The following is a 2,411-nucleotide window of genomic DNA, read 5'->3' as shown; positions in this document are numbered from 1 at the left end:
AAGATCCTCCCCCTGAAGGGGGAGGTGGCCCGAAGGGCCGGAGGGGGAAGCGGCTGCTGACGTGCCGCAACAACTTCCCCCTCAGTCGCTCCGCGACAGCTCCCCCTTCAGGGGGAGCCTCTTCATCACACCTTCGCCGGATAGACCGGGGTGATATCCACCGGGATGTCCTTCAGCGTGGCGATCACGCCGCGGGCGTCGTCGTCGAGGTGGGCGTAGCGGTCGAAGAAGGCGACCATGCCGGCGTAGTCGCCGTCGCCTTGCAGCTTGACGATGTCGGCCACCAGGTCGCGGATGCCGGCGGCCATCTTGGCGTCGTCGATGCGGTAGCGCTTGGCGACGGGGTCGAAGACGAAGGCGCCCTTGGACTTCAGGTAGCCGTACTGCAGGGCTGCGCCCCGGCCGTGGGCCTCCTCGTCGCCCCAGCGGGCGGCGCGGAAGATGCCGGCGGTGTAGGTGGCGAAGAGCTGCGGGCGCTCGGCGGCCGGGATCTCGTTCTTCTCCATCATGAAGAGGATGTTCCAGGCGCCCATGACGTCGGCCTTGGCCTCTTCGGCGGTGCCGGCGATGTCCTTAAGCTCGGCCGAGACGGTGGTGGCGCGGCCGGCGACGGTGATCGAGCCCGGGCCCAGGCTGTGCGACAGCTCGTGGAACAGGGTCTCCAGCGTCATGTACTTCTGGCTGACCAGGGCGGCCTGGTCGGCGACCAGCACGCGCGAGGCGATGGGCGAGAGGATGCCCTCGTACTTGGCGGCCAGCACGTTGGACAGGATCACCTTCTTGGCGCCCTTGGCCTCGCGCACCCGCTCGTCGTTGGGCAGGTTGAAGGCCACGGTCTGGGGCCCATGCAGATTGTCGCCGCCGCCGCGGATCTGCTCGGCCACGGCGATCGGCGAGGCGCCGCCGCGCTTGAAGTTCTTGTAGCTGTCGGCGACCGGGAGGTTGGCCTCCATGTCGCGCAGATAGGCCTTGTACTTGTCGAGGGCCTGGCTCTCGGTCGGGTTCTTCAGGGTGACGAAGGCCTCGAAGGCGGCCTTCTGGCCGATCATCTCGTCGGTGTAGGTCTCGTACGGACCGATGGCGACCTCGATCGGCGTGCCTTCCAGGTCCATCCAGGCCATCTCGGACTGGAAGTAGTCGTTGGAGCGGAACGACTGGGCGCGCAGGGTCAGGAAGCGCTTGAGGCTGGCGTTGGTGGTGACCTTGGCGGCCTCGTCCAGCAGGGCGGCGGCCTTGGTCAGCTCGGGCTTGTAGGCGACCGAATAGGGCACGGCGACCAGCTTGTCGCCCTCGCGGCGGACCACCGTATAGGCGGCCATCAGGGCGGTCTTCTGGTCGGGATGGGCGGCCAGATAGGTCTCGAACTCGGCCTTGGTCATGCCGGGCGGATAGAAGCCGTGGCCCGGGCCGTCGGCGCCGCCCTGGGCGACCGCCTGCTTGTCGTAGATGGCCGTCATCTGGTCGGCGGCCTGGATCAGCAGGTTCACCACCTTGCGCTCCTCGGCGCTGAGGAAGGCGGTGTCGGTCTTCATGCGGATGGTCGCGTAGTTCTCGGGCGCGGCCAGGGCGGGGGCGGAGGAGAGGGCCGCGACCGAGACGCCGAGCGTCAGGGCCAGAGCCAGGGCGGGGGAAACAAGCGCGCGCATGAAGGGCCTTTGCGAAACCAGCGAAGGCGACGCTTACACCCGCCCCATGGCCAAGACGAGGCGGGCCTTTCTAAAAACGCCGCCGCTTCAGCGAGGCGAAGGCGTCCAGCATCACGGCGGCCAGGGCGGTCTGGCTCTGAGCGAAGGCCGGATCGCTGGCGGTTCCGGACAGCCGCATGCCGTCGGGGCGCACGACGCTCCAGGTGTAGCGGCCGGCGGCGATGTCGAGCTCGACCTGGCAGTCGGAAGCGGGCGGGGCGGCGGTCAGCATGTGCGATCTCCTGTGGGGGGGGGCGAGATCGAAGCCTAGAAGCGCCTCGAGGCGTGGTGATGAACCGCTTGTGGAGATTCCGTGCAGACGCGCAGAGGGGCGGTCCGGAAGGGATCAGGCCGTCGGCAGCGACAGCGAAAACCGCGCGCCCGCGTCGCCGGCCAGATAGGCCGCCTCGCCGCCGTGGGCGCGCGCCAGGGAGCGGGCGATGGAGAGGCCAAGGCCCGTGCCGCCCTGGGTTCGGCGCGTCGTGAAGAACGGCTCGAACAGGCGGGCGGCGTCAGCCGGGGCCACGCCGGGGCCGTCGTCGACGACTTCCAGCACGACCTCGTCACGCTCGTGGCGGCCGCCGATCGTCACCCGCCGGGCGCCGGCCTGGCGGCTGTTCTCGACCAGCACGGTCAGCACGGTCTCGATCACCGCCAGCGGCGCTGCGACCGGCGGCAGGTCGGCCGGCAGGTCCAGCGCCACGGCGAGGTCGGGACCGGACAGGG

Annotated in this window: 3 protein-coding genes; all 3 read right to left on the bottom strand. The window is 69.6% G+C overall.

Annotation, left to right across the window (positions count from 1 at the left end; translation table 11 throughout):
- Nucleotides 1-125: 125 nt before the first annotated feature.
- A complete protein-coding gene (locus tag DMC18_RS13445) occupies nt 126-1,646 on the bottom strand; it encodes a hypothetical protein (protein WP_110119685.1) in 1,521 nt (506 codons plus the stop codon).
- 70 nt (nt 1,647-1,716) lie between these two features.
- A complete protein-coding gene (locus DMC18_RS13440; RefSeq protein ID WP_110119686.1) occupies nt 1,717-1,917 on the bottom strand; it encodes a hypothetical protein in 201 nt (66 codons plus the stop codon).
- Nucleotides 1,918-2,031: 114 nt separating this feature from the next.
- The coding region (locus tag DMC18_RS13435; RefSeq protein WP_146218068.1) for a sensor histidine kinase at nt 2,032-2,411 on the bottom strand (380 nt) is incomplete at its 5' end.

It is taken from the genome of Caulobacter sp. D5 (genome assembly GCF_003185805.1).
Taxonomy (GTDB): Bacteria; Pseudomonadota; Alphaproteobacteria; order Caulobacterales; family Caulobacteraceae; genus Caulobacter.
This window is presented reverse-complemented; position numbering and strand designations above follow the sequence as displayed.